We start from the raw sequence: 22,911 nt of genomic DNA, 5'->3' as shown, positions 1-22,911 counted from the left end.
TAGGCATTTGTGTAAGAGCATTGAAAACATTATAATAATCTCCTGCTCCCATCGCTACAGCAATAACTCCCTATAAAGCAAACATCAAATATTTAGTTCCTAGAAAAGATAAGCAGTAAGGAAGAAAACCAAAAACTAAATTTGATAGAAGAGACATAAAAATAAATCTTTTTTTACTCATTGTTTCAGTTCCTAAAACAAAAACCATTCCTTGTTTAAAATTTGTATAAAGATAAACGTCTTCTTTAAAACAAAGGGCATGTAAAAGCTCATGAGGAAACATTGTTAAAATTGGAAAAATAAAAGCAAGCATCATATCATCAAAATAAAGCAGTAAATCATTTTTATATACTAAAAGAATAGGAATAGATAAGATGACCATTAATACAAGTCCTATTGTATTAGCAATAACAGCAAATTCTTTGGACGAACTGACTTCTTTAAATTTTACAGCATTGGGTTGATGTTTTATTTTCGGTAATATTTAAGGATCTAAATTATATTTTCCTTGATAATGTAATTTCATAATAAAGCTCCTTTCTTATAGCCTATCAAATATGAAAAAACTCTTGAGTCATCCCAAGAGTTTTATTCATATTTAAAATAATCAAGACTTTCGTGAATTTGTATTTGAATTGGTAAATCTTCTAATAATTCAGGAAGTTTTTCTTCAATTATAACTTCTAAATGATGACCCGGATCAATTAATAAACAATCATGATCAATAGCATATTTAGCATGACGATATTTAGTATCACCTGTAATATAACAATCTACTTGACCAGTAAGAATTTCTAAGTCGTCTGCTGCACTTCCCCCACAAATAGCAATTGTATGTATCATTTTATTTGTATTTTTACTATATTTTAAATGTTGCAAATGAAATTTATCTTTTACATATTCTATAAAATCTTGTCCTTCCATTGCTTGATTTAAAGTAGCTTTCTTTCCTACTTCATAATGATCATAACAAGCAACATCATGAACACCTAATTTTTGAATCAACCAATCATTCATGGAAATCCCATTTTGTCCTCTATCTAAACATGTATGTAAGCTATAAACAACAATGCCATGTTTAATAGCTCTTTCAATAAATTTTCCTTGATGTAAAGATGTATCCAGGTTTTTTATTTTTTCTAATAAAAAAGGATGATGTGTAATTAACATTTGACAATTATTTTCAATACAGGCTTGTAATGTTTCATTATCAGCGTTTAAAGCAATATAAACTTTTTTAACTTCCTTTTCTCTACTTCCAATTTGTAGGCCACAGCAATCAAAATCCATTTGAAGATTTAAAGGAAAATATTTCTCCAAATGATTCATAATTTCATAAGCTTTCATTAAGTTCACCTTCAATTAATTGTTTTTGTTTTTCTAATTCTAAATATCTTGGATGATTTGATGGCAAATCTTTCATAATCTTTAAATATGTTTGATATTGTTTTTGCCAATAACGAATAAATAATTCATCTTTATTTTTTCTTAAAACTGGACCAAACATCATATCTTCTTGATTATATTGAATATCTTGATTTGTATTTTCTACAACCATCATTTCATAAACATGATGACCATCTTTAATTATCTTTTCATCAATAATTTTAAAATGATTTTTAAATAAGTATTTTCTTAGATGATCCGTATTAGCGTTAGGTTGTAAATAGAATTGTTTAACTTTGTTTAAATACGCTTTATTTTTTTCTAATATTTCTACAATTAGAAATGATCCCATTCCAGCAATCGTTACCATATCAACTTTTTTATCAAGAATAGGATCTAATCCATCTCCTAATAAAGCTTCAACATTTTCTTCGAAATGATATTGCCTAATAGTAGAAAGTGACGCCGCAAAAGGACCTTTTGCGACATCACAGGCATAAGCTTTATCTATAATATTTTTTTCAATTAAATAACATGGCAAATAAGCATGATCTGTTCCAATATCTGCCAAGATATTTCCTTTTTTATGTTTTTCTACCAAATAAGCAAGTAATTCTAATCTTTTTGATAGTTTCATTAACGATCTAAGAAATCCTTTAATCTTTTAGAACGAGATGGATGTTTTAATTTTCTTAATGCTTTTGCTTCAATTTGACGAATACGTTCACGTGTAACGTTAAATTCACGCCCAACTTCTTCAAGAGTTCTTGTTCTTCCATCATCCAAACCAAAACGAAGTCTTAATACTTTTTCTTCACGATCTGTAAGTTCTAATAAAACATCATTCAATTCATCTTTTAATAATTCATTAGCAGCATAATCATCTGGAGACATTGCTCCTTCATCTTCAATAAAATCACCTAAATGTGAATCATCTTCTTCACCAATTGGTGTTTCTAATGAAACGGGTTCTAATGAAATTTTTTGAATTTCACGTACTTTTTCAGGTGTCATACCATCCATTTTTTCAGCAATTTCTTCAGCAGATGGTTCTCTACCTAATTCTTGAATTAATTGTCTTTGAATACGTGTTAATTTATTGATTGTTTCTACCATGTGTACTGGAATACGAATTGTACGGGCTTGATCGGCAATTGCACGTGTAATTGCTTGTCTAATCCACCAAGTCGCATAAGTAGAGAATTTAAATCCTTTTGTATAATCAAATTTTTCTACTGCTTTAATTAACCCCATGTTTCCTTCTTGGATTAAATCTAAGAATAACATTCCACGTCCAACATATCTTTTAGCGATGGAAACAACTAATCTTAAGTTTGCTGCAGCAAGTTCTTTTTTAGCTTGTTCATCTCCTTCAAGAATTCTTTTAGCTAATTCAATTTCTTGATCATGATTTAATAATTCAACTCGCCCAATTTCTTTAAGATACATTTTTACAGGATCATTAATTTTAACATTACTTCCAAGTTGAGTGCTTTCGCTTTCTTTATCATCATCATGTTCTTGATACATATGTAATGTATCCCCTGTCATCATATCGAAATCACCATCAAAATCTAGATCAGGAGTATCATCTGCATCATCTATATCAAGGTCTAAATCATCATCCATTGCAGGAACGCCTGCAAGTAACATATCATCATCTACATCTAATGAATCTAAATCATCATCAGAAATAGTAATTTGATTTTGTTGAATATATTCAAGTAATTCTTCTGCTAATTCATCACTTAAATCATAATTCATTAAATATTCATCAATTTGTTCTTGGGTTAATACATTGTTATTGTTTTTTGCTTCATTTACAACTAATTTTTTTAAATCATCAAATGAAACTGCTTGTACTTTTTTCTTTGCCATAGTTTACTCCTTATCTTTTGATTCTATAATTTCTTGAAGAATTTTTGCTTGTTGACGAGGATCATATGTTTGTGATAGCTCCTGTTCAAGTTGTTTAATTCGTTCAATTTTAAGTTTTTCTTGTATTATTTTGATATAATCATCAATTGCTTGATTTGATTCTAATTGAGGTAAATGTAAAGATGATATTTCTAAAATTCTTTTAACAATATCTTGATCATCAATCATATTAATCAAATCAGCAACTTCTAAAATGACGTACTGACGATAATAATCAATAATATAGGAAGCAATTAAGCGATTAACTTTATCATACATATAGCCTGCTTTTGCTTCATATTGCATCGCATACTTTTTATCCTGCATCATATAATATAACAAATCTCTTTCAGCCTTTTGATACTTATCAATCAATCTTGAAACATGATCATAAGTCACTGGTCTAAAAGGTATTGGTTTTTTTACAAGAGTTTGTTGACTCATTAAATGATGAATTGTTTCTTTAGAAAATCCTGATTTTTTTTCAAGTTGACCAATATAATAATCTTGATCAACAATATCATCCAATTGCATGATGACTTTAACCATGGATTCTAAATAATTTTTTCGATCTTCATAGTTATCAACATTGATACGTTCATAATAATAATTTAATTTAAACTCAACAGCACTTATTGGATTTTTAAAGAGTGCTATTAATTCATCTTTTCCTTTAGCTTCTAGAAATTCATCTGGATCCATTGCATCAGGAATAACCACGATTGATGTATGAAATCCTTCATTATTTAAAGCATCCACACATTTTATCATCGCATTTTTCCCAGCTTGATCACCATCAAGACATAAAACAATATCATTTGATAATCGTTTTAACATTTTTAAATGTTGTGAAGTTAAAGCTGTTCCCATAATTGCGACAGTATTTTTAATACCCGCTTTATATAATGCTATTACATCCATAAAACCTTCTAGAATAATGACTTTACCTTCATTTCTAACATCATTTTTTATACGATGGTAATTGTATAAGGTCTCTCCTTTAATAAAAATTTTAGATTCAGGAGAGTTCATATACTTAGATTCTTTTTGATTTTTTTGATAGATACGACCACTAAAGCCAACAACACGTCCTTCACTATTATGTAAAGGAAACATAATACGATTGGAATAGCGATCGTATCCTACTCCAGATTCTATAACAAGTCCTGATTCATAAGCTTGCATTCTTGAAAAACCAGATTTTTCAAAAGCCTTTAATAAAATATTTTGTTCTGGTGCATAACCAATTTCAAAATAGTCAATAATATCTTTAGATAAATGTCTTTGACTTAAATAACTATTTGCTTCTAAAGCAAGCTTCGTCGTTAAATAATGTTTATAAATACGATTTGCTTCTTCATGCATTAAATAGTATGGTTCTAATTCTTGATTTACATGTGGTTTTTCTTCATAAAATGTAAAATCACCTAAATCAACATTTCCCATTTGAGCCACCATTTTGACAGCTTCCATAAAGGAAATTTTTAAGTAATCTTGTAAGAAAGTAAACACATTTCCACCGTGTGAACATACAAAACATCTATAGATCTGCTTTTCAGGTGAAACAGACATTGATGGATGATCATCATTGTGAAATGGGCACCTTGCTAAATAATTACGTCCTCTTCTTTCTAAAGGAAGATAATTGCCAATAACATCAACGATATCAACGCTTTGTCTTATTTCATTGATTTTTTCATTTGAAAGTCTTGGCATAATGATCTCCTTTATTAGAAAGTAATTTTATCTTGAATATAATCTACTAATTGATCAATTGGTAAACGTACTTGTTCCATTGTATCTCTATCACGAACAGTAACAGCATTATCTTCCATTGTATCAAAATCAACAGTTACACAATATGGTGTTCCAATAGCATCTTGACGACGATATCTTTTACCAATTTGACCTGCAACATCAAATTCAACAGAGAAATGTTTAGCAAGTGTTGCATAAACTTCTTCAGCTTTTTCACTTTGTTTTTTAGTAAGTGGTAAAACTGCTACTTTATATGGAGCAATGGCAGGATGTAATTTCATCACTGTTCTTGTATCTCCATTTTCTAATGTTTCTTCTTGATAACTATCACAGAAAATAGATAAGAATAAACGGTCTGCCCCTACAGATGGTTCAATAACATATGGAATATATTTTTCATTTGTTTGAGGATCTAAATATTCTAAAGATTTTTTAGAATGTTCCATATGACGAGATAAGTCATAATCAGTACGATCAGCAATACCCCATAATTCACCCCATCCAAATGGGAATTTATATTCAACATCACATGTAGCCTTAGAATAGAAAGATAATTCTTCTTTTTCATGATCTCTGAATTTTAAATTTTCTTCTTTTAATCCTAAGTCTAATAAGAATTTTTTACAATAAGCTTTCCAATAATCAAACCATTCTAAATCAGTATCTGGTTTACAGAAGAATTCTAATTCCATTTGTTCAAATTCTCTTGTTCTAAAAATAAAGTTACCTGGTGTAATTTCATTTCTGAATGATTTACCAATTTGACCAATGCCAAATGGTACTTTTTTACGAGAAGTTCTTTGAATATTTTTAAAGTTTACAAAGATTCCTTGTGCAGTTTCTGGACGTAAATAAACAACAGATTTATCATCTTCAACAACACCCATATGTGTTTCAAACATTAATTTAAATTGTCTAACATCAGTGAAATTACTTTTTCCACAGTTAGGACAAACAATATTATGTTCTTTAATATAAGACATTGTTTGTTCATTAGACCAACCTTCACTATGTACAGAAGGATCATATGCTTCAATCAATTTATCTGCACGATGTCTTGTTTTACATTCTTTACAGTCAATTAACGGATCAGAGAAACCACCAACATGTCCTGAAGCTTCCCATACCTTTGGATTCATGAAAATAGCTGAATCTAAACCAACGTTATAAGGAGATTCTTGAATGAATCTTTTCCACCATAAACGTTTAATGTTATTTTTCATTTCAACCCCTAATGGTCCATAATCCCAAGTATTTGCTAGTCCATCATAGATTTCTGAACCTTGATATACAAAACCTGTTGATTTTGCATGATTTACTAATTTATCCATATCTTTAGTTGCCATAATTTTCTCCTTTTTTTACGATATAAATGAATAAAGACTTGGCTTTCCAAGTCTTCTATCTTTTTTTCGCATACAAATAAAATACCCTTATAGTGGATATTTGTCAACCAACTATAAGGGTACTATATATAGGTTCTTTCGTCTAACCAATGCATAATATCATGATAGACATCTCGATAATTATTATCATGTAAAATATCTTGTCTTTTATTATCATAAATCTTATATTGGAGATCTTTTAGACCATTTCCTTTTAATATTTGATAAAGTTTTATAGTATCTTTTCCATTTTTAGTAAGATTATCAAAACCACCTGATAATAAATAAACAGGTAAATAATCAGGTATATGTTTTAGATGATCTTCATCACTTACATATTTTATGTATTCCAATATATCATGATAGGCTTGATTTGTATAAACAAAATCACTTAAAGGATTTTCTTGATAAAGCTGTACTTCTTTTTGATTACTCATTTTATAACAACCATTTAAATTTTTTTGTAAAAATAAATCAACCGCTCTTTTAATGACTCTTGAACGATACATTGGTCCATGTAGTAAAATATTTAAATCAACAATCGTTTTCATACGATAATAAAAATTATTTTTCAGACATGTTCCAAGCAAAATCATTCCATTAATATAATCTCCATACGTCATGGCATATTTAAGTAATACAAGCGAACCAAAATCAACACCAATCATAAAATAAGGAAGGTCTTCATATCTTTTAGCGATAATATGTCTTAAACGTTGCATATCTTCAATCAAAGTATCAAGAGCATTTCCGCTTCCAAAATAGCCTTGTTCAAAATGATAAAGTGATGTACCATGCCCAGGAAAATCAGGCACGACTACAATAAAACCTTCATGACTTAAATATTCCGCAAATTTTTGATAACGGTCTGAATGTTCACATAATCCATGATGAAGTTGAATGATTCCCTTATATCTTAATATCACATTTGGTTGATAAATATCAAATTTAATATGTGTTTGTGTTAAGGAGGTATACGTTTCTGTAAGTTTCATCATTTATGCCCCCTTGTATAAGATCTGTTATAGTTTTGCCTTTTTGTACGTGGTTTAATTAGGCATTTTTTACCAAATCCAATCAAATCTTTTCGATTAGCTTTGATCAAGGCTTCATATACAAGGTCATAGTTTTTAGGATTCTTATATTGAATCAAGGCTCTTTGCATCGCTTTTTCTTTAGGATCTTTTGGAACATAAACAGGTGTCATATCACGAGGATCCAACCCTGTATAATACATCGTTGTTGAAAGCGTTCCAGGTGTTGGATAAAAATCTTGTACTTGTTCTGGTTGATGATGAATATCTCTTAAATATTCTGCCAGTTCGATAGCATCTTCTAAACGGCATCCTGGATGAGAGGACATTAAATAAGGCACTAAGAATTGTTTTTTATTATATTTTTCATTAATACGATAATATTTATCAACAAATTTTTCGTAAAGCCCACGTCTTGGTTTGCCCATCTTGTCTAAAGCATGATTACTGATATGTTCAGGGGCAACTTTTAATTGTCCTGAAATATGATGTTGAACAAGTTCTTCAAAGAAATGATCATTTTTATCATACATGAGATAATCGTAACGAATTCCTGAACGTACGAAAACTTTTTTAACGTTTGGAAGCTGTCTTAATTTTGTAAGTAATGATAAATAATCTTCATGATCAACTTTTAAATTTTTACAAGGTTCTGGCCATAAACATTGTTTTGTAGGACAAGCCCCTTTGGTTTTTTGTTTATCACAAGCAGTATCTCTAAAGTTAGCTGTTGGTCCACCAACATCATGAATGTATCCTTTAAAACTTGGATCCCAAACCATTTTATTAGCTTCTGCAATAATTGATTCATGACTTCTTGCTTGAATAATTCTTCCTTGATGGAACGCTAAAGCACAGAAATTACATGATCCAAAACACCCTCTATTTGAAATAAGTGAGAATTTAACTTCATCAATAGCTGGAACGTGTTGATAACTTGGATGATAATCACGATTGTAATCATAACCATAAGCTCTATCGAATTCTCTTTGGGTAAGTGGTCTATTCGGTTTATTTTGAACCACATACCATCCTTGATAAGGTTCAACTAAGATTTTAGCATTATAATGATCGGTATTTAAATATTGTTTTTGGAAAGATTCAGCGTATTTTCTTTTAGATGTTGTAATTTCTTCGTAACTAGGAAGCATTATATAATCAGCTTCATTTAAATCATCGATATTTTTTGTTTTATAAACTGTTCCATCTAAATACGTTAAATATTTAATATCTAATCCACTATCTAATGCTTCTGCAACTTCAATAATACTGTTTTCTCCCATTCCAAACATTAATAAATCTGCATTAGCATCAATAATAATCGATTTTCTAACCTTATCACTCCAATAATCATAATGAGCTAAACGTCTAAGAGAAGCTTCAATTCCTCCAATTAAAATATTAGCATCAGGAAATGCTTGTCTTGCCATTTGACTATAAACAATAACCGCCCTATCTGGTCTTTTAAAACCTTCACCACCTGATGTATAAGAATCTTTATGTCTTCTTTTTTTAGAAACAGTATAGTGATTGACCATTGAATCAATATTTCCTGAAGAAATTAAAAAACCCAAACGAGGTTTCCCAAATTGCCTAAATTCTTCTACCTTATGCCAATCTGGTTGCGATAAAAAAGCAACCTTAAAACCATTTGCTTCTAATGTACGACAAATAATAGCTGCTCCAAATGAAGGGTGATCTACATAAGCATCACCACAAATATAGACAAAATCTACCTCTTGCCATCCTCTTTCTTCCATTTCTTTTCTATTTATCGGTAAAAATTGTCCCATCTATAAATCCTCCCCTTACTTTTGTTTCTATTATAGTCAAAATATGTTTATAAAAAAAGACAAAAGTGTCTACTTTTGTCATATTTTTGAAAGACTTTGAATCATTTTCTTTGTTTTAAATAAAATCCCCGTCATCTCATCAACATAATAATCCATAATTTCCATTAATAAATCAATAGATTCATCCGGTACTTTAAGTTGATCAATAGAATCAATCGTTAATTTATTAATATGACGAAAAGCCTTTAATGTTACCTTATCTAACTGTTTATCATGAAGTGATAAACAATCATGACAGACAAAGCCCCCATCTTCTAAACTGATTCCTGCTATATGATCTTGTCTTAAACATCTTACACAGCCATCAACTTGTAAAGCCATCCCGCATCTTTTTAAAATAAATGCATTATATAATAGATAAACCAATGGGTAGGGATAACCATGATTTAGAGCATCTAATGATTTTTTTAAAGTATCAAAGATTTCTAAATCCGGTTGATTATCTTCTTCATTCTTTAAAACAAATTCCATAAAATAACTTGCATAAGCTTCTAATTCAAGATTTTCTTTAATATAACGATAAAAATCAACCGAACTTGCTTTAATCATCGTTGATAAACCATTTCTAGGTATAAAAGTAAACTCTGAAAGTGTAAGACTTTGACAAGCCGAAGCATTTTTACTTTTTAATTTTTTTACACCCCGAGCAATCAAAGTCATTTTTCCATAATCTTTAAAATACACAGTGACTAAAGAATCACTTTCTTTATAAGGATGCGTCTTTAAAACAATACCTAAAGAAACAACTTCTTCTTTTTTAATAGTCATCTTCGTTATAACCAAATTCTTTTAAATATTTTTGTTTATTACGCCAATTATTTTCAACTTTAACAAACAATTCCAAATGCACTGTTGTTTGTAAAAAACGTTTCATTTCTCTTTGTGCATTTTGACGAATTTTTTTGATCATACTTCCTTGTTTACCAATCAAAATACCCTTTTGAGATTTACGATCAACAACAATTGTCGCAATAACTTCTACGCTGCCATCCTCTAATTCTGCCATTCTTTCAACAACAATCGCAACACTATGAGGAACTTCTTCTCTTGTAAAATAAAGGATCTTTTCTCTAATAAATTCAGCCATTACAAATCTTTCTGGATGATCTGTCATTTGATCTTTTGGATAATACATCATTCCTTCATTTAAATATGTTTTAATTGTAGAAATCAATGTATCCACATTTTGATCTTCTAAAGCTGAAATAGGAATGATTTCTTTAAAATCAAAAAGTTCTTTCCATTCTGTTAATTTTTTAATAACTTCATCTTTAGAAACAAGATCACATTTATTAAGTAAAAGGAAAACCGGTCCATCCGCTTCTTTTAATCTTTCAATAATAAAACGATCTCCTCTACCAATCGTTTCATTTGCTGGTGCAATAAATAAAACCATATCCACTCCATAAATACTATTTAAAGCCGTCGTATTCATAAAGTTTCCTAAACCATCTTGAGGTTTATGGATTCCTGGTGTATCCATAAAAATGATTTGTGCTTCATTATCTGTATAAATACCTTGAATTGTATTACGTGTTGTTTGAGCAACATCTGACATGATTGCAAGCTTTGTTTTTAATATTTGATTTAATAAGGTAGACTTTCCAACATTTGGACGTCCTACAATACTGACAAATCCTGATTTAAAACTCATAAACTCTCTCCTATAAATACCATTGGTAATAATTCACCAATTGTATGTTTTTCTACTTTTTCTTTATTTGCTAGAAAGATGGGCATTTCTAAATCAACAAGTTCTGATAATACTTGGCGACATGCCCCACATGGAGAAGCAATCGGACTACAATCAGCAACAATTGCTAGTCCAATAATATCTTCTTTGCGATAACCTTTACAATAAGCGCCAAAGACAGCATTTCTTTCTGCACACATTGTTGACCCATAAGCAGCATTTTCAATATTACATCCTTGAACAAATGTTCCATCTTTTAAAGCAATACAAGCTCCTACTTTAAAATGACTATAAGGAACATACGCATTTTCTCTTGCTTTCCAAGCTAAATCGATTAATTTATTTTGATCCATATTATTTCCTTTCAATATTTAAAGCATTCAATATTTCTTTTTGTCTTGAAAACATCACTTTTTCATCTTCTTCATTCATATGATCAAATCCAAGTAAATGTAATAAACCATGTGTAAATAAAAAACACATTTCTCGATAAAATGAATGACCATATTCTTCTGCTTGCATTTTAGCATGATCAATTGAAATAAAAATATCTCCTATTTCTCTTGGCATACCTTCAATATAATATTGTTCACTATCTTCTAAAGCAAAACTAATAACATCTGTACTACGATCAATTTTACGATATTCCTTATTGATTTCATGAATACGCTGATCATCTACAAAAATAACTGATAATTCTAAATCATCATGAATATCTAATTGTTTACATGCTTCTTTAATAATTTCTAAATAAATACTTTCATAATCTTCTTTAAAATCTTCTACTTCATTATTAAGTGCTAAATCTATTTCCATAATCTTCCTCACCCACTATTTTTCCTGAATCAATTATAACACAGTCAAACTGGCAGTTCATCATATTTATTTGATGAGAAACAATAATCACGATGATCTTTTGAAAATTTAGATAATTGATCAATAATTGTAATCTTTCTTGATCTATATTACTAAATGCTTCATCTAAAATCAAAACATCAGGTTCACTTAATAGTGCACGAATAATCATCACGAGTTGTCCTTGTCCCGATGATAAAAAGCCACCCTGTTCATCCAGTTTCAAATCTAAACCATTTACTAAATCATCCAACATAAAATAATGCAATAATTCTATCATTTTATCCTCTAAAAACAAACGATCAAAAATCATATTCGTTCTTAATGATTCTTTATAAAAAACGGGAGTTTTATTTAAATATTTAATATGACTATAATAACTATTTAAATCAAGTTCTTGTAGATTGATTCCATTAATAACAATTTCTCCTTTTGTTGGTTGTAATTGATTCATGATAAGTTTCAAAAGTGTTGATTTACCACTTCCTGTTTTACCTTGAATAAATAATGAACGTTCTATTTTTAATTGAAAATGATCAAAAAGAGGTCGGGTATAACCATAACTAAAACTTACATGTTTTAATTCAATGCTTTTTATCTTTTTGATTTTCTTTTTCCTCTCTCTTTTTTCAGGTAACATTTCTTTATATCTTTCAAAAATAATTTGTAATTCATCATGCATCGCAATAAAGACTGATATTTTCATTAAAGGATTGATCATATAAGAAAGTAATAAATAAACAAGCATCACTGTTCCAAGGGTCATTTGTTGCTTTTTATAAATGATGATTGCCAATAATAAGACAGCCATAATCATGATTTGAATCAAGGCTTCTAATTGAACTTGATGTATATTGGTCATTTCATCATGATGATAGACATTCATAAAGTAAGTATCATAGAGATATCCTAGTTTATTTTTCATCATTTTTTTAACTTTAAACTGAATTGTTTGAAAATAGTTTTCTTGAAATTCTAATAGGCCATCATTTAAATGTTCTTTTTGTTCTAATATTTTTTTATTTTCAATATGTAGTTTTTTACTATAAAAATAAAATACTAAAAAAATAATAACCATCATCAATAAAACAATCAAAAACAAAAAGAATTGAATCGATAAAATAAAAATCAAAATGAAAAGCATTAAAATACTATCAATAAAGATCACATGATAAAATTCTATAAAATATTGACTTAATTCAAATAAATTTTGTGATCTTGATAACAATGTTCCTTTTTCTAAACCATCCATGTAATCATAATCTTGATAAATAAGATTTTGCATGGTTTTTAAAGCATATTCTTGATTAAGTTCTCTGCTTAATTCTAAAATTTGTTGTCTTCTTAAATAATCTAATAAAAGTTTAAAGGCATAGAGCACTGTAAAGCCAAGAGAAATGAAAACAATTTGATAGATTGGATACTTTGAAAAAGAATCAATCATCAATTGATAATAATAAGAAAAAATCATTGTAAGCATTGAAATAATAATGGTTTTAATCATCATCTTAATGATTGTTTGATAATGCTGTTTAAAATGATCTTTTAAAAAATTTTGAAAAGTATAATTCGTTCTTTTAGTAATTGGCATTCCTACATGATCAATCATGATAATAATTCCTGTAAACTGCTTTGAAAAACTTTCATAAGACATTTTTATGAGTCCTTTAGCTGGATCTCCTACTAAAAAATATCCATCTTTAACTTTATAGAGGATGACATAATGATAGAGATCATCTTGTTTTAAATGCACGATTGCTGGACAATTGACTTCTTCAAATAAATGTTTAAACTCACATTGATAAGCTTTTGCTTCTAGATGATATTCTTTTAAAACTTGTATCAATCCATAAACCGTAATGCCTTCTTTTGTAAGACGACAACGCTTTTTAATATTTTTAATTTCATCATCTCTTTTATAAAAGCTTAAGAGCATTTTAATACAGTATGCCCCACAACTGTTTTCATTATCTTGTAAAAAAATAGGATATTTCAACATATATTTATCACCTCATCATTATATATGTCAAAAACATCCTATTTTTCTTTTAATTTTTTCAATTTTTTAAATATTTTTTTCAATTGCTTGATCTAAAATAGCAATTGCTTGATCAACATCTTTTTCAGTTGTAATAAATGGTGGTAACATTCTTATAACATTCGCTCCTGCCATAACAACAATAAGTCCATTATCTAAACAAGTTTGAACAATATCTTTAACTGGTCGATCAAATTCTAAACCAATCATCAATCCTAAACCACGTCTTTCTTTAATACAAGAATATTTATCTTTTAAATCATCTAATTTTTCAATTAAATATTCACTGATATCTTGAACATGATCAAGCATTTTTGTTTCTTCTAAGATTTTAAAGACCGTTCTACATGCTTGACCAGCCATTGGATTTCCACCATAAGTAGAACCATGATCTCCAGGTTCCATCGCAGCAGCAAATTTTTTATTTGCGACAAAAGCTCCCATTGGAAAACCTGCCCCAATTCCTTTAGCTAAACATAAAATATCAGGTAAGATATCGTATTGGAAATAAGTCATGATTGTTCCTGTACGACCCATACCACATTGAACTTCATCTAAAATTAAAGCAATATCTTTTTCATCACAAAGACTTCTTAAACCTGTTAAGAATTCTTTTGAACAAACATAGACGCCACCTTCACCTTGAACAGGTTCAACGATGATAGCTGCTGTTTTTTCATTTACTAATGCTTTAACACTTTCTAAATCATTGATATTGGCATATTTAACACCTTCAATTAAAGGTCCAAAAGCTTCTTGATAATGTGCGTTTCCTGTAAGTTTAACAGATCCTGTTGTTCTTCCATGGAAAGAATGATTTAAAGAAATAATTTCACTATCCGCTTTTCCATGTTTTTGATAATAATATTTACGTGCAAGTTTCAAAGCACCTTCTGTTGATTCAGCTCCTGAATTTGTAAAGAATACTTTATCTAATTTTGTAGCTTTTTTAACACATTCAGCTGCTTCAATTGTTTCAACAGTATTAAAGTAGTTAGAAATATGCATTAATCTATGTAATTGTTTTTCCATGGCTTCTACATAAGCTGGATAATTATAACCAAAAGAATTAACACCAATCCCTGAAAAGAAATCAATATATTCTTTTTGATCAACATCATATAAATGAATGCCATCTCCATGATCAAATGTGACATTATATCTTCCATAGGCATGCATTAAAGCATCCAATGATCTATCATAATAATTCATTTTTAGTCCCCCAATTGTACATTTCTTGCAAGTTTTTCATAAAGTTCAACAGCTTGTACTAAAACCTCTTCATGAAAATTGAAAGTTGGTGTATGTAGACCTGAAGTATATTCTTTACATCTTGTCCCCACATAAAAGAAAACACCAGGAATCACTTTTTGATAATGAGCAAAGTCTTCTGCTAACATCACAGGTTCTTCAAGTTCTTCGAAGTTTGCGCCAACATTCTTTTTAAGTTCTTCATATAAATGTGCATCATTTAAAACAGGTGGGTTAAAAGGTTGACAGGCAAAATCAATTTGACAATGATATGCTTGTTCCATTCCTTGATTAAACCCTTTCATTGCTTCTACAATACGTGAAAAAACTTCTTCACTATACGTTCTAAGAGTTCCATGGAAACTTGTTTGACTAGCCACAATATTTCTGACCGTTCCCCCGTGTATTTCACCTATATTTAAAACACAAGGTTGCATAGGCGAAATCATTCGTGAAATGATACTTTGATAATTACTAATCAAAAAACTCGCAATCACAATTGAATCAATTCCTTCATGATACTTACCTGCATGTGCACTTTTACCATGAACCGTTACATCCAATTCACCACTTTCAGCCATTAAAGGACCTTTACGACAAGCAATTTTTCCTTCATCAACATCTGGGAACATATGTAAACCATAAATTCCTTTAACATGATATTTTTCAAAAATACCTGTATTAATAATTGATGGTGCCCCATTGACCACTTCTTCTCCTGGTTGAAAAATAAGCAAAACATTATGTGGTAGATCTTGAACATCTTTTAGCTTATAAGCAAGTCCAAGAAGTGCTGTCATATGTCCATCATGACCACAGGCATGCATTTTTCCTTGATGTGTACTTTTAAATGATACACCTGTTTGTTCTTCAATTTCTAAAGCATCAATATCACTTCTAAAAGCAAGTGTTTTTTCTTTATGAAAATCAAGATAAACAGCGATTCCCGTCTCTGTTATTTTTAAAGGTTGATACCCCATTTTTTCTAATTCTTCATAAAGATACTTTGATGTTTTATATTCTTGAAAACCGATTTCAGGAATGGCGTGTAAATGACGACGCCATGTCCTTATTTGATCTAATAATTGTTCCATAATCGTATCCTAGATTTTACGTAAATCATCCATTAATTGTGTTTTACCTTCAGTTTTTTCATCTTTTTGTTCTTTGATGATTCTTGCTGGATTTCCAACAACAACCGCACCAGCAGGTACATCTTGAGTAACAATACTTCCTGCACCTACAACTGCACCTTTACCAATATGAACACCTTCGATAACAACCGCATTTGCACCAATTAAAACATCATCTTCTAGAATAACAGGTGACGCACTAGGTGGTTCAATAACACCAGCTAACACTGCTCCAGCTCCAACATGACAATGTTTTCCAACTTCAGCACGTCCTCCTAAAACAGCACCCATATCGATCATTGATCCCTCACCAATTTTAGCACCGATATTGATAACAGCACCCATCATGATAACGGCATTATCTCCAATAGAAACATTTTCACGAATGAAGCATCCTGGTTCAATACGTGCATTGATATTTCTCATATCTAACATTGGAATCGCACTGTTACGACGATCTTGTTCAATAAATGAATCTTTGATTAAATCTTTATTTTCTTCAACATAAGCATTGATGGCATCTAAATCTCCAATAGCAATTTTAAAATGACTATCTCCAAATAAATGGAATGCATCTGTATCAGGTAAATTTTCACCTTTTAAATACATTTTAATTGGTGTTTGTTTCTTTGCATCACCAATATACTTAATAATTTCTTCTGCTGTTTGTAACATAAATTTCCTCCTTATATTTTTATTTTTCCTTCAAACACAGTTGTTGCTGGACCTGTCATAAAAATATGTCCCTCTTGAAGTTCAATATCTAACTTTCCTCCAAGAAGCTCAACTGTTGCTTTTTCTTTACAATAACCATTCAAATAACTTGCATACATAACGGCACAGGCACCTGTTCCACAAGCCATTGTTTCACCGCTGCCTCTTTCCCATACACGCATTTTTAAATAATGATCATTGATTACTTCAACAAATTCAGTATTGACTGATTCTGGAAATATTTGATGATGTTCAAATTGTTTTCCTATTGTTTCAATATCAAAATCTAATGAATCAACATACGTAATGACATGGGGATTCCCCATAGAAACAGCTGTTAAAGCATATTCTTGATCTCCAATCATCACTTTTTCATTAATCATTTTTTCTTGATCAAAAATAACAGGAATGTCTTTACAATTTAAAATTGGTTCTTGCATATCTACTTTTGCGCCAATAACTTCATCCCCATCAAAAATAAGTTCTACAATACGTAAACCTGCCTTTGTTTCAATATTTAAAACCTTTTTATCTGTTAAATGATGGTCATAACAAAATTTAGCAAAACAACGAATTCCATTTCCACACATCATTCCTTCACTACCATCTAGATTGAACATACGCATTTTAAAATCATATTGATCAGACTTTAAAATAACGATCATCCCATCTCCACCAATACCAAAATGGCGATTAGAAATACGACTAATAAATTCAGCATCCATCGGTACTTCTTGATGGATTCCATCAACATAAATATAGTCATTTCCAATACCTTCCATTTTTGTAAAATGTAATTCCATTTTATCACCTCACATTGTTTAAAACAATTTTACCAAAATGATAATTTTTTTCAATCTTCTTTATCATTTAATTTTATGACATCACATAAAAACACATGATTGAACCATTGTTCTATTATAGTTTTCATCTATATTATAACCATGAAAGATCAATCATCTTTCATTAAATAATAAATTCATATTCCCTTCCCAATTATTATTTAAACAAAAAAGTCTTTAAAAAAGGCTTTTTTTGTTTAATAAGAAATATTCAGTTCACAATTGTTTATTATGATAATAGCAAGAAAGATAAATAATATTTAAACATCTTTCTTAGAAAAAATTTTTTTCAAATTTCCTTCCCTTATAAAACATTATATATCGTAAACGAATAAAGGATCCTTCTTGGATCCTTTATTTTGTTTCTAATTCTTCTTTATATTCTAAATATTCATCGTATGTTGATAAACGATCAATCATACCATCTTTATTAAATTCAATAATTCTATTAGCAATTGTTTGTACAAATTGATGATCATGACATGTAAATAAAATATTTTCTTTAAATTGAATAAGACCTTGGTTTAAAGCTTGAATTGATTCAAGATCCAAATGGTTTGTTGGTTCATCAAAAATAAGAACATTAGCATCTTCCATCATCATTTTAGCAAGCATACATCTTACCTTTTCTCCTCCAGATAAAACATTGGCTTTCTTTAAAGCTTCTTCTCCAGAGAATAACACTCTTCCTAACCATCCTCTTAAATCTTGTTCATATACTGTTCCATCTGTAAATTGTCTTAACCAATCAACAAGTGATAATTCACAGTCATTAAAATATTTTGAGTTATCTTTAGGGAAATAAGATTGGCTTGTTGTCACACCCCATTTAAATTCTCCTTCATAATCTTCATCTTCACCCATAATAATTTTAAAGAAAGCTTCAGTTGCTTTATCATCTCCTACAAAAGCAACTTTTTCATTTGGTTGAATAGAGAATGAAACATTATTAATAAGCTTTTCTCCATCTACAACTTTTGTAAGACCTTCAACATTTAAAACAATATTTCCAACTTCTCTTCCTGGTTTAAAACCAATAAATGGATATCTTCTAAGAGATGGTTTAATATCGACCATTTCTAAGTTATCTAATAATTTCTTTCTAGAAGTTGCTTGTTTGGCTTTTGAAGCATTGGCACTGAATCTTGCAATAAATTCTTCCAATTCTTTTTTCTTTGCTTCAGCTTTTTTATTTTGATCTTTCGCTTGTTGAATTTGCATTTGACTATATTCATACCAGAAATCATAGTTTCCAACGTATAATTGAATACGGCTATAGTCAATATCAGCAATATGTGTACAAACTTTATTTAAAAAATGGCGGTCATGAGAAACAACAATAACAGTATTTTTGAAATTTAACAAGAAGTTTTCTAACCAATTAATACTTTTTAAATCCAAGTGGTTTGTTGGTTCGTCTAATAATAAAATATCTGGGTCACCAAATAAGGCTTGCGCTAATAAAACTTTTACTTTTTGATTTCCATCTAAATCTTTCATATACATATCATGAAATTCAGAAGTAATTCCTAAACCATTAAGCATTGTTTCAGCATCAGCTTCAGCGTTCCAACCATCCATATCCGCAAATTCACCTTCTAATTCACCAAGTAAAATACCATCTTCATCATTAAAATCTTCTTTTGCGTACAATCTTTCTTTTTCTTGCATGATTTCATAAAGTCTTTTATTACCCATAATAACAGTTTCAACAACTTTATTTTCATCATAAGCAAAGTGATCTTGTTTTAAAACAGATAATCTTTTATGAGGTTCAATAATAACTTCCCCTTTATTAGGTTCAATTTCTCCTGCTAAGATTTTTAAAAATGTAGATTTACCAGCACCATTGGCACCAATAATTCCATAACAGTTACCTTCTGTAAATTTAACAGAAACATTTTCAAATAATGCTCTATCTCCATATCTTAATGAGACATTTTGTGTTGATATCATATCGTCATTCCTTTCTTTTAAGTAGCTTTGGTATTATGACATAAAACACAAAAAATGTCTATTAAAAGTAGATAAAATGGATTTTCAATATATTTATTTAATTACAAATGACAATCTTGAAATATTTTTTCAATGACTTTTCATATCATCAAAGACGGGTTTTCTTTATAAAATTGATATCCTCTATAATTTAGCGTATCCGCTTTTTCTTTCATCTCTCATAATATTTTTCCTGCTTGTCTTGCATTAATTACTAAAAGTTTCCTATTTGAACTTTCAAGTCATTTTCTAACAACAATCTAACCCTTTCTATAAATGAAGGAACACTTTCATTTATGCTATATTGCCCCGTTTTTCTAAATTATGACATTAAAACATCCATTATCTATATATAGAAATTTAATTTTTGAGCATAAAAAAAGTGAATCCTTTATCGATTCACTTTTGTTAAATATCTTATTTATCTTGAGAATGTCTTTCACCAATTTGGAATTCTTCTTGATGATCAAACATATATCTTACTGAAATAGGTGTATCTCCTGTAAGTTCAGCAAAGTCTTTTGTATGAATATCCATTTTACCTTCTCTAATAGCTTGAGCAAATGTAACCATTCCATCTGATGAAAATGGTGCTTCTGAATCTTTTTGGAATACACCATCTGTTGTTCTAGGAACACCCATAGCATCCCAAATTTGATAGTTTTCTTCATCAGTCACATTCACAAATGGAACATGATTTCCTGTACTGACATCTCCAATAGCACAGAATGTTGAAATTGTCATTAATTCTAAACCATTGATGTTCCATACTTTATGATGGAATTCATTTGATCGATGTAAAGCATAAGCTAATGCTTTAGCACAGTCTTTACGTGAAATATAAGCCATTAAACCATCACCTTGTGAATTTGTAAGTGGTGCATTCATATGTGCATAAGTAAAGTAGTTTGTGACCATTGCTTCAGCATATTGAGAATTTCTCATAAATTGATAATCTAAACCAACTTCTTGAATATATTTTTCAGTATAAATATGATCTTTCTTTTCTACTGATGGATTTGTTTCATCATCAGCATTGACTAAAGATGTATAAATAATTTGTTTAACACCTGCAGCTTTAGCAGCATCTACTGCATTTTTATGCGCATTTTGTCTTTTAGCACCAACAAATGGCATGGAAATCAATGCTAGAGCATCTGCTCCTTTAAAAGCTTCAGCTAATCCATCTGGATTATTAAAGTTTGTGACATGTGTTTCAATTCCTTTTTCAGCATATTTCTTTAGTGATTCTTCACTATATCCACAAAAAATTAAGTTTTCTACTGGTTCTAGTGTTAATAAAACATCAGCAGCTAATTGACCTAAGTTACCATCAACACCAGTTAATAATAATTTACCCATGATTCTTCCTCCTATTTTACAGTTATATGATAACATTTTCACAAGATAATCATAGTCCTTATTTATTAATAAAGACTATAAGTTTTACTTATAGTCTTTAACTAATATTTTTACAATTTCTCCATAGTATTGACTATGAACCCCTTCTTCTTGGTACCATTCATAAACATTTTCATCAACACTCTTTGAATCAAAATCACTTTTACCCATAACCTTACATAAAACAATGACTGAACTCTCTTCAAAATAAGGAGCAACATCTTCATTATTAACAGCCATTCCACACTTTTCCATTTTATTTTCATCTCTACTAGAAACACGTCCAAAATAACCTAATTGATTTTTATGTTCTTGATCCATAAAACATATAGAATAATATTTAGCATGATCAAAAATATGTTTTGAATAACGTGTTTTATGTACATAGACTGTAGCTTTCTCCATAAAAAACCAAATCCAGCCCAACCAATTGTAAGCTCGTTGGTTTCTTTTCCATCACTAGCAATCGCAATGGCTGGTTTTAAAAGGATTAATATATTTGATTAAATCTTTTACTTCTATTTCTTTCATCCAACTCATCTCCTTAAACACCTTTATTAATACCTATAATAAACAAAAATAGGCAATGGATTTGTCAGGTATATTAAATTATCCGGTACGCTATAAATTATCATGGGGAATGTTTCGAAATAATTTAAAATCGTAACATCCGTTTTTTATAAAATCTAACTAAAAAATAGGATATTGATATCTTATCAGTAATATTTATTTCTTACCAATTAATTCCTCAAACGTTATGTTTGAGGAATTATTGTAATTAGATACAATTGCTTCTTATAGTAGAATAATTTTATTATATAGATATTTAAAATTCCTATTTTTATTTTACAAAAGAAAAGACTGTATGAAATTAATTATTTAATTTCGTAACAGCTCCTTTTTAAATTGAATTATTCTTAAATTATAATCATTTAACACTAACAAATAATAATGTTATAAAGACATTTGAACATTGGAAAGAAGAGATACCCAACTTTTTTACATGGATAAATGAAGGACGTATATCCAATGGACCATGTAAAGGTAAAAATAATTATTAAAAAAAATCTTATCCAATGCCAATGGTATGTCCTATTTTCAACGTGCAAGAAAAAGAATCTTATATTCTCAAAATAAATTGGATTGTCAACATTTATACTTAATGAGTCATCAAAGCATCCTAATCTTACGCTCAAAGCCTCTTCAACTTCCTCCATCTCATACTCGTCTAACCGACCTAAACATCTAATTAATCTTGATTTATCAATCGTTCTTATTTGCTTGCACATTATTATAGAATCATGTTCAAGATCCTCTCGGCTGTTAATAAAGACATGTGTTGGTAAATTTTCTTTTTTCCCTACGTGAGATGTCAGTGATGCAACTATAGTAGTGCTACTAAAATAATTTCCTGCATCATTTTGTAAAATAACTACAGGTCTTATCCCACCTTGTTCAGAACCTTGATACGGATTTAAGTCGGCTACATATATTTCACCTCTACTGATTTTTTTATCATTGCATACTCCTTTCATATAATTACAATACTATTTAGTGTTCAACTCGCATAAATATGTTAAAAAAATCTCCTTAAATATAAGGGTATATTAAATTATCCGGTGCTTAGAGGTTCGCTCTAAATTATTAGGCGGAGTA

20 protein-coding genes and 1 pseudogene are annotated in these 22,911 nt (G+C 29.5%); all 21 read right to left on the bottom strand.

Annotated elements, in window-relative coordinates; all coding sequences use genetic code 11:
• Window positions 1-70: 70 nt before the first annotated feature.
• Entirely contained in the window at window positions 71-382 is a 312-nt protein-coding gene (locus tag HUU89_RS05385) for a metalloprotease family protein (protein ID WP_175301185.1), read from the bottom strand.
• Window positions 383-588: 206 nt separating this feature from the next.
• Window positions 589-1,347: a Nif3-like dinuclear metal center hexameric protein gene (locus HUU89_RS05380; RefSeq protein WP_147579913.1), complete on the bottom strand. Its 759-nt coding sequence runs from the start codon at window positions 1,345-1,347 to the stop codon at window positions 589-591.
• The gene (locus HUU89_RS05375) at window positions 1,334-2,023 is read right to left on the bottom strand and encodes a tRNA (adenine(22)-N(1))-methyltransferase (RefSeq protein WP_175301184.1); all 690 of its coding nucleotides are present in this window, start codon (window positions 2,021-2,023) and stop codon (window positions 1,334-1,336) included. The genes HUU89_RS05380 and HUU89_RS05375 overlap by 14 nt, the downstream gene beginning before the upstream one ends.
• Window positions 2,023-3,264 (bottom strand): RNA polymerase sigma factor RpoD, encoded by a 1,242-nt coding sequence (rpoD, locus tag HUU89_RS05370; RefSeq protein ID WP_032091518.1) that lies wholly within the window; start codon window positions 3,262-3,264, stop codon window positions 2,023-2,025. Before rpoD ends, HUU89_RS05375 begins: the two co-directional genes overlap by 1 nt.
• Before the next feature lie 3 nt (window positions 3,265-3,267).
• Complete coding sequence (gene dnaG, locus HUU89_RS05365; protein ID WP_175301183.1) at window positions 3,268-5,019, bottom strand: DNA primase; 1,752 nt, start codon at window positions 5,017-5,019, stop codon at window positions 3,268-3,270.
• A gap of 14 nt (window positions 5,020-5,033) precedes the next feature.
• Entirely contained in the window at window positions 5,034-6,407 is a 1,374-nt protein-coding gene (locus HUU89_RS05360) for a glycine--tRNA ligase (protein WP_175301182.1), read from the bottom strand.
• A gap of 122 nt (window positions 6,408-6,529) precedes the next feature.
• Entirely contained in the window at window positions 6,530-7,444 is a 915-nt protein-coding gene (locus tag HUU89_RS05355) for an alpha/beta fold hydrolase (RefSeq protein WP_175301181.1), read from the bottom strand.
• Window positions 7,441-9,273: a YgiQ family radical SAM protein gene (locus tag HUU89_RS05350; protein WP_175301180.1), complete on the bottom strand. Its 1,833-nt coding sequence runs from the start codon at window positions 9,271-9,273 to the stop codon at window positions 7,441-7,443. The genes HUU89_RS05355 and HUU89_RS05350 overlap by 4 nt, the downstream gene beginning before the upstream one ends.
• Before the next feature lie 78 nt (window positions 9,274-9,351).
• The gene (recO, locus tag HUU89_RS05345) at window positions 9,352-10,101 is read right to left on the bottom strand and encodes a DNA repair protein RecO (RefSeq protein ID WP_022002186.1); all 750 of its coding nucleotides are present in this window, start codon (window positions 10,099-10,101) and stop codon (window positions 9,352-9,354) included.
• Complete coding sequence (gene era, locus HUU89_RS05340; RefSeq protein ID WP_032091523.1) at window positions 10,091-10,987, bottom strand: GTPase Era; 897 nt, start codon at window positions 10,985-10,987, stop codon at window positions 10,091-10,093. The genes recO and era overlap by 11 nt, the downstream gene beginning before the upstream one ends.
• Window positions 10,984-11,379 carry a cytidine deaminase gene (cdd, locus tag HUU89_RS05335; RefSeq protein WP_022002188.1) on the bottom strand — a complete coding sequence of 132 codons (396 nt, stop codon included), beginning with the start codon at window positions 11,377-11,379 and terminating at the stop codon, window positions 10,984-10,986. The genes era and cdd overlap by 4 nt, the downstream gene beginning before the upstream one ends.
• A 1-nt stretch (window position 11,380) precedes the next feature.
• Window positions 11,381-11,842 (bottom strand): rRNA maturation RNase YbeY, encoded by a 462-nt coding sequence (ybeY, locus tag HUU89_RS05330; RefSeq protein ID WP_032091524.1) that lies wholly within the window; start codon window positions 11,840-11,842, stop codon window positions 11,381-11,383.
• Window positions 11,820-13,880: a cysteine peptidase family C39 domain-containing protein gene (locus HUU89_RS05325; RefSeq protein WP_175301179.1), complete on the bottom strand. Its 2,061-nt coding sequence runs from the start codon at window positions 13,878-13,880 to the stop codon at window positions 11,820-11,822. Before HUU89_RS05325 ends, ybeY begins: the two co-directional genes overlap by 23 nt.
• Before the next feature lie 66 nt (window positions 13,881-13,946).
• Entirely contained in the window at window positions 13,947-15,131 is a 1,185-nt protein-coding gene (locus tag HUU89_RS05320) for an aspartate aminotransferase family protein (protein WP_175301178.1), read from the bottom strand.
• A 2-nt stretch (window positions 15,132-15,133) separates the two neighbouring features.
• Window positions 15,134-16,264, bottom strand: a complete 1,131-nt coding sequence (locus HUU89_RS05315) for a M20 family metallopeptidase (protein ID WP_032091526.1) — start codon at window positions 16,262-16,264, stop codon at window positions 15,134-15,136.
• A gap of 9 nt (window positions 16,265-16,273) precedes the next feature.
• Window positions 16,274-16,978: a 2,3,4,5-tetrahydropyridine-2,6-dicarboxylate N-acetyltransferase gene (gene dapD, locus HUU89_RS05310; RefSeq protein WP_022002193.1), complete on the bottom strand. Its 705-nt coding sequence runs from the start codon at window positions 16,976-16,978 to the stop codon at window positions 16,274-16,276.
• A gap of 11 nt (window positions 16,979-16,989) precedes the next feature.
• Complete coding sequence (dapF, locus tag HUU89_RS05305; RefSeq protein WP_175301177.1) at window positions 16,990-17,820, bottom strand: diaminopimelate epimerase; 831 nt, start codon at window positions 17,818-17,820, stop codon at window positions 16,990-16,992.
• A 393-nt stretch (window positions 17,821-18,213) separates the two neighbouring features.
• Window positions 18,214-19,815, bottom strand: a complete 1,602-nt coding sequence (locus tag HUU89_RS05300; RefSeq protein ID WP_032091527.1) for an ABC-F family ATP-binding cassette domain-containing protein — start codon at window positions 19,813-19,815, stop codon at window positions 18,214-18,216.
• Window positions 19,816-20,271: 456 nt separating this feature from the next.
• The gene (locus HUU89_RS05295) at window positions 20,272-21,216 is read right to left on the bottom strand and encodes an NAD(P)H-binding protein (RefSeq protein ID WP_117792971.1); all 945 of its coding nucleotides are present in this window, start codon (window positions 21,214-21,216) and stop codon (window positions 20,272-20,274) included.
• Window positions 21,217-21,300: 84 nt separating this feature from the next.
• On the bottom strand, window positions 21,301-21,660 hold the full coding sequence (locus HUU89_RS05290; protein WP_175301176.1) for a flavin reductase family protein: 360 nt from the start codon (window positions 21,658-21,660) through the stop codon (window positions 21,301-21,303).
• 764 nt (window positions 21,661-22,424) lie between these two features.
• Window positions 22,425-22,790: pseudogene (locus HUU89_RS05285) on the bottom strand (type II toxin-antitoxin system PemK/MazF family toxin); the annotation flags it as partial.
• Window positions 22,791-22,911: the final 121 nt, after the last annotated feature.

Source organism: Faecalibacillus sp. H12 (genome assembly GCF_013361255.1).
In the GTDB taxonomy this organism is placed as follows: domain Bacteria; phylum Bacillota_I; class Bacilli_A; order Erysipelotrichales; family Coprobacillaceae; genus Faecalibacillus; species Faecalibacillus intestinalis.
Note: the sequence above shows the minus strand (reverse complement) of the source record. Positions and strands in the feature narration are given on the sequence as shown.